Raw genomic sequence first — 7063 nt, 5'->3', positions numbered from 1 at the left:
TATCTTTGCTACCGCCACCTTGGGAGGAATTTACTACTAAAGAACCTTTTTTGAGGGCGACACGAGTTAAACCGCCTGGGTGTACGTAGATATCTTTGCCGTAGAGAATGTAAGGACGCAAATCCACATGACATCCTTCAAAACTATCGTCTAGTATTGTGGGAACTCGCGATAGGCAAAGGGTAGGTTGGGCAATATAATTGCGCGGATTGGCTTGAATTAATTGGGCAAATTCTTGTCGTTTTTCCGGTGTGGCGTGGGGGCCAACTAACATACCGTAGCCACCGGATTCGTTGGCGCATTTTACCACGAGTTTGTCTAAATTGGCAAGAACATAGTTTAATTGCTTTTCTTCCCAGCACAGGTAAGTGGGAACGTTTTGCAAAATGGCATCTTCGCCAAGGTAGTAGCGAATCATTTGGGGAACGTAGGCGTAGATGACTTTATCGTCGGCGACTCCCGTTCCCAAGGCGTTGGCGATCGCCACCCGACGATTGCGGTAAACTTCAGTTAAACCGGGTACGCCCAACATCGAATCGGAGCGAAATACCTGCGGGTCGATAAAGTCGTCATCGATGCGACGATAGATAGCATCAACTCGTTGCAATCCTTTGGTGGTACGCATTTGCAGGTAGCCATCCGCCACTACCAAATCTCTACCTTCCACCAGTTCGACACCCATTTGCTGGGCGAGAAAAGAATGCTCGAAGTAGGCAGAATTATAGATGCCAGGGGTAAGAACTACTACAGTCGGGTCTGTTAAATTGGTAGGTGCTAGATTGAGCAGAGTGTCGAGCAAATGGCTGGGGTAGTCGTCCACGGGTCGAATTGCCATTGTCTCGAATAATTTGGGGAAGGACGACTTCATCACCCGGCGATTCTCCAAAACGTAGGAGATACCGGAAGGACAGCGGAGATTATCTTCCAAAACGTACCACTGACCGTCTTTTTCTCGCACTAAATCCGTACCGGTGATATGACACCAAATTCCTCCGGGTGGTTTTAATCCGATGCAAGGTTGCAAAAATCCTTTGGCGGAAGCAATTAATTCCGCAGGAATAACGCCGTCCTTGATAATTTTTTGAGCGTCGTAGATATCTGCAATAAAGCAATTCAGGGCGTAGATACGCTGTTTGAGTCCTTTTTCCAGTACCTCCCATTCTTCCGCCGAAACAATGCGGGGAATGACATCAAAAGGAAAGATGCGTTCCGTACCCCGATTATCGCCGTAGACGTTGAAAGTCGCTCCCAGCTTGAAGAGGGCTTTCTGGGCGACTTGCTGGCGGCGCTGGAGTTCTTTTGGCGGTAGAGAATTAATCCTTTCGATTAAAAGGGTCGCCTCTGAGCGGGGTTGCTCTTTGGCGATAAAGAGTTCATCATAGAAGTCTCCCGGTTCGTAAGTATCAAATCGCATATTGGGTATTGGTTATAAGTGAAAAGGCGATTGGCGATCGAATTTTTTGCTATGCCGATTTATGAGGCTGACTGCTGAGCGATGACGAGTTACAGATGAATGGCGATCGCTCATAATTCAGCCTAAAGTGTGATGCGTCCGCTGTAAATAGGGGAATGGGGGAGTGGGGGAGTCAAAAGTTAAGTAAACTGTAGGTTGGGTTGAGGTAACGAAACCCAAAATATATATAAATTTATGATTTGTAACTCGACTGCATCATGACACTGACGCAAGTTTGGGGTGTACTGCTGATTTTGATTATCTGTCCGCTGTTGGGGGGACTGCCTTTGACAGGATGGATAGTCTACGCACTGAAGCGGCGAAAGCTGCGAGAAATTGGCACTGGCAATATCGGCGTGCAAGCAGCATTTTACCACGGGGGGACTCTGGCGGGTATTCTAGCTGTGCTGTCGGAAGCGGGAAAAGGTATCGCGGCTGTAATGATGGCGCGTGCTTTCTTTCAGCCAGGGGACTCGGTGTGGGAAATGCTGACGCGAGGACTATTTCACCCGGAAACAGTCATATCGCCATCGGCGACGTGGGAATTAATCGCTTTGGTGGCTTTGGTCATGGGGCGATACTGGATGGGGAAAGGTGCCGGTACAACTAATGTAGTGTGGGGTTTTGTTTTCCACGATGTCCGGGTGGCGGGATTGGTGTTTTTGATTGGGGGAATCAGCTTTACAATTTTGCGGGAACGCAGTGCGGGAAGGATAGCAGTGTTGATTCTGTTTCCGCTGATGTTGGCATTATTGCATCCCCACGAGTACGATCGCATCTTTGTCGCGATATCTTTGGCGATGTTAATCGGCTGGATATATAAAAAGATACCCGACGATCTCGATCTGCGCCCAGAAGCAGGACAGGCGGATTCTGAAAAAATGTTTCGCTTTTTTCGCGGCGACAAAGCTATGATTTCTCTCGACCAACAGCTCGATACGTCTAAAGTCGGACAAAAAGCTGCCACTCTATCTCAATTAAAACGCTGGGGCTACTCGGTGCCGGATGGATGGGTATTACCGCCGGGAGATGACTCCGCACCTTTGATAGAATCTTTGCAACCTTCTCCCACATCGCCTTTGGTGGTGCGTTCTTCTGCGATTGGGGAAGATTCCGAACTTGCTTCTGCGGCTGGACAGTATGAAACTATATTAAATGTTACCAGTCGAGAAGCTTTGCAACAGGCAATTCTGCGCTGTCAAGCTTCTTACAATTTACCGAGTGCGGTTGATTATCGCCAACAGCGATATCTCCCAGAAGCGAGTATGGCGGTGGTAATTCAAAAACAAGTTTCTGGTGCGTTTTCTGGAGTTGCGTTCAGCCGCGATCCTATTTTAGGACATGGGGATGCGGTGGCGATCGAAGCTTTACCCGGAGCTGCTTCGCGAGTAGTTTCCGGTAAAGTCACGCCAGAACAATATCGCGTTATTGTCAAAGAGCGAGAAAATCTCCCACTTCCCTCCTCTCCCACTCAAAACGCAGAAGTAGTTGTGGAAGGCGAAGGAGATGTTCCCCAAAAGTTAATTCGACAAGTGGCTATTCTGGCGCGAGAATTGGAAAATCGCTATCACGGTATCCCGCAAGATATCGAGTGGAGTTACGATGGCGAAATATTGTGGATTTTGCAATCGCGTCCCATTACTAATTTATCTCCTATTTGGACGCGCAAAATTGCCGCCGAAGTGATTCCAGGATTGATTCGCCCCCTCACTTGGTCGATTAACCGTCCTCTCACTTGTGGCGTTTGGGGAGAAATTTTTACCTTAGTTTTAGATAAACGGGCGCGTGGTTTGGATTTCAACGAAACGGCAACTTTGCATTACTCTCGCGCTTATTTTAATGCTACTTTGTTAGGACAAATTTTTCGCCGAATGGGATTACCTGCCGAAAGTTTGGAATTTTTAACTAGAGGTGCTAAATTTAGCAAACCACCTTGGCGTTCCACTTGGCAAAATGTGCCGGGATTACTCCGCCTGTTGGGTCGCGAATTGCGTTTGGAAAAAGATTTTCAACGAGATTATCGGCGATATTTTGCACCTGCTTTAGCCGAATTGAGCCAAAGTCGGCCAAAAATAGGACGACCGGCAACTCTCCCTCACTTCTCCCCGCAAGCAATCCTAGAAACGATCGACTTCATCCTCGATTTACTCAAGCGTGCTACATTTTACAGTATTTTGGCACCTTTGAGTTTGGCATTGCGGCAGGCAATACTAAAGGTTAAAGATGCCGAATTGGATGCCGGTCAGACGCCGGAAGTTGCGAGTTTGCGAAGACTCCGGGAACTTGCGAATGCAGCTCGTCATCTGCTATCCCAATCCCAATTAAACAATGTGGAAAGCGATCGAGATTTTGCGCCTACCCTGTTTGCCAGATTAGCGGAAATTCCGGATGGTGACTCAATTTTAAAACAATTTGACGAATTTTTAGACAAATACGGCTATCTCAGCGATGTAGGCACCGATATTGCCGTTCCCACTTGGAAAGAAGACCCCAGTCCAGTTCGGGAATTGTTTGCACAGTTTGTTTTTAATCCTCCTTCCGATTCCCAACAACATTCTTCTACTCAAAAATCGCAACGCAAAACACAAAGTTCTCTACAGCGTCGTTTAGATCTCAAAGGTAGGGTGACGGAAGTTTACAGCCAGTTGCTGGCAGAACTGCGCTGGAACTTTATCGCGCTAGAACAAATCTGCTTAGATGCAGGTGTGCTTAAGCAAGCTGGTGACATTTTTTTCCTGGAATTATCCGAAATTCGCCGCTTTATCGCTGAAGAAGATCGAACAATCGCCGAGGAATTGGCGCAGTTGGTACAAAAGAGGCGATCGCAACTCGAACAAGACCGACAATTGGAAACAGTACCGCCAGTGGTGTACGGCAATGCACCCCCAGCTGCTATGCTCAGAATTGGCGTCAGCGAACCCAGCCAACAACTGCAAGGAATAGCCGCCAGTCCCGGACAAGTCGAGGGTCGGGTGAAAGTGTTGCGAAATTTGCAAGCCCTTGGCGAAGTTGACAAAAATACCATCCTCGTGGTAGAATACACAGATTCTGGCTGGGCTCCCCTGTTAGCGCGTGCGGGTGGATTGATAGCAGAAGTGGGTGGGCGTTTATCGCACGGTGCGATCGTTGCTCGCGAGTATAACATTCCCGCAGTCATGGATATCCACAATGCCACTCGTCTATTGCGAAACGGACAGCGAGTGCGAATCGATGGAACTAGAGGAACAGTCGAAATACTTGAATAACCAAATCCTGTAGGGGCTTTCGCATTCGGGCGACAGTCGATCGCAGCCAACGGAAATATAACAATCTGAATGCTTCACCCGCCCCCACAGATAACTTATATGTACAACCTTTCCAAAAGGCAGGGCGAAGCATTTGGATACAAGTATGATTAGAGGAGTTTCTATTATACCAAAAAAACGGGAATTTGATACGATTTGTTGGTGACAATCAATTTGCGAACTATCAGTTGTGGGGGTTTGGGGGAGCTATAGAACCCCATCCTCAACGGAACGAAGTGGAGTAGGGTGGGGATACATGGACTCCCCCAAGTAAAAAGCAGGTATTCAATATGCCTGCTTTTTACAATCTCCGTATCCTATGCTAAAATATATGGCATAGGAATTAAGTAAACCATGCTAGTATTCGAGGCAAAATTACGAGGAACAAACGAGCAGTACGCCATTTTAGACGAGATGATTCGTACTGCTCGTTTTGTGCGGAATTCCTGTCTTCGGTACTGGATGGATAACAAAGGGGTCAATAAGTATGACCTCAACAAATATTGCAAGGTACTCAGAGAACAATTTGAATGGTGCAAGAAACTCTCGGCTCAAGCTTGTCAGGCTAGTGCAGAAAGGGCGTGGAGTGCCATTGCTAGATTCTTTGATAATTGCAAAAAGCAAGTTCCAGGCAAGAAAAGCTTTCCTAAGTTCAAAAAACATCAAACCCACGGATCTGTTGAATACAAGGTTGATGGATGGGTATTATCGGACGATCGATTAACCATTACATTTAGGGATGGCTTTAAAGCTGGAACCTTTAGAATGTGGGGTAGTCGTGATTTGCATTTTTATCAAAAAGAGCAAATAAAGCGAGTTCGTGTAGTTCGTCGGGCTGATGGATATTACGTCCAGTTTTCCATCGACCAAGAACGAATTGAGCCGCGTGTTGCCACAAACAAAATGCTGGGCATAGATGTTGGTTTAAACCATTTCTACACTGACTCAGAAGGCAATAAAGTAGAGAACCCTCGGTTTTTAAGGAAATCTGAAAAGGCATTAAAACGGGCTTCATCGCGTGTTTCTCGTAGGGCTAAGGGTGACAAGAATCGTCTCAAAGCCATTAAGAAGTTAGGTAGAGTGCATCTCAAGGTACAACGGCGGCGTAAAGACTTTGCGGTTAAGACTGCAAGGGCGCTTGTCCAGTCTAGCGACTTGGTAGCCATTGAAGACCTAAAAGTGCGGAACATGGTTAAAAACCATCATCTAGCCAAATCCATAAGTGATGCAGCATGGACATTGTTTAGAGAATGGTTAGAGTATTTTGGGAAAGTGTTTGATGTGCCAGTAATTGCTGTTGCACCTCATTACACTACCCAAAATTGCTCGAACTGTGGGCATGAGGTTAAGAAAGCTTTATCGACTCGTACCCATAAATGCTCACACTGCGGTTACTTAGATGACCGTGACACTAACGCTGCTAAAAACATTTTGATAAAAGCGTTAATAGGTCTTGCACAACTACCGTCGGGCAGACGGAAAGTGACGCCTGGGGATGAGATGATCCGCTGCGAGGATGGGGAAACCCAGACTGGTAAGGTTGCTCGTAGAACCAGGAAATCCCTTCAGTGATGAAGGGAATCCCCGCCCTCAACTCAGTAGGGCGGGGAGGATGTCAATTGTAGGAAAAGTGGAATCAAGCTGGCGATGCGCGGATATAAAACTTGGAAACGTTGGGGAATTTTTGCGCTGTTGGGGTTGTTGCTAAGCTGGGCAGTTAGTTGCAGCAGTGGCAATGTGGTAAGTAGGCAAACTACAACTGGCGATCGCCAAGAGGTTGAGTTCTGGACGATGCAGTTGCAGCCTCAATTTACAGATTACTTCAATCAGTTGATTGCTAGTTTTGAGGCGAAAAATCCAGGTGTGAAGGTGCGTTGGGTAGATGTACCTTGGTCGGCGATGGAGAGTAAAATTCTGACGGCGGTTTCGGCGAAGACTGCTCCGGATGTGGTAAACTTGAATCCAGATTTTGCTTCTCAGTTGGCTGCTCGCAATGCTTGGCTGGATTTGGATAGTAAGATTTCCACTCAGGAACGGCAAGTTTATTTACCGAATATTTGGAAGGCTAGTACGTTCGACGGGAAGAGTTTTGGTATTCCTTGGTATTTGGCGACAGATATTACTATTTACAATCAAGATTTGTTTAAGCAAGCTGGTATTACCAAGCCGCCGATTACTTACGAAGAGTTGGCAAATCTAGCTAAACAGGTGAAGGATAAGACTGGTAAGTATGCGTTTTTTGTAACGTTTGTACCGGGAGATTCGGCGGAGGTGCTGGAATCTTTTGTGCAGATGGGTGTACAGCTGGTGGATGCAGAAGGTAAGG

The 7063-nt window shown here is 46.9% G+C and carries 4 protein-coding genes; 3 read left to right on the top strand and 1 reads right to left on the bottom strand.

All coding sequences use genetic code 11. The features are described 5' to 3' along the window. Window positions 1–1414, bottom strand: a 1414-nt coding sequence (locus H6S82_RS12975; RefSeq protein ID WP_191056287.1) for a circularly permuted type 2 ATP-grasp protein, incomplete at its 3' end; no start/stop codon positions are given. 257 nt (window positions 1415–1671) lie between these two features. Between H6S82_RS12975 and H6S82_RS12970 the strand changes: the two genes are divergently transcribed. From H6S82_RS12970 to H6S82_RS12960, 3 genes are all read left to right on the top strand, one after another. After that, window positions 1672–4698, top strand: a complete 3027-nt coding sequence (locus H6S82_RS12970; protein WP_190470843.1) for a glycerol-3-phosphate acyltransferase — start codon at window positions 1672–1674, stop codon at window positions 4696–4698. Between the two features lie 393 nt (window positions 4699–5091). After that, window positions 5092–6309 (top strand): RNA-guided endonuclease TnpB family protein, encoded by a 1218-nt coding sequence (locus H6S82_RS12965; RefSeq protein WP_190470839.1) that lies wholly within the window; start codon window positions 5092–5094, stop codon window positions 6307–6309. Window positions 6310–6384: 75 nt separating this feature from the next. Then, window positions 6385–7063, top strand: a 679-nt coding sequence (locus H6S82_RS12960; RefSeq protein WP_191056286.1) for an extracellular solute-binding protein, incomplete at its 3' end; no start/stop codon positions are given.

This window comes from Planktothrix sp. FACHB-1355, from assembly GCF_014748295.1.
GTDB lineage: Bacteria > Cyanobacteriota > Cyanobacteriia > Cyanobacteriales > Aerosakkonemataceae > Aerosakkonema > Aerosakkonema funiforme_A.
This window is presented reverse-complemented; position numbering and strand designations above follow the sequence as displayed.

Coding starts and splice junctions, on each gene's coding strand:
- H6S82_RS12970 (WP_190470843.1), top strand. CDS start 1,672: ATGACACTGACGCAAGTTTGGGGTGTACTGCTGATTTTGATTATCTGT.
- H6S82_RS12965 (WP_190470839.1), top strand. CDS start 5,092: ATGCTAGTATTCGAGGCAAAATTACGAGGAACAAACGAGCAGTACGCC.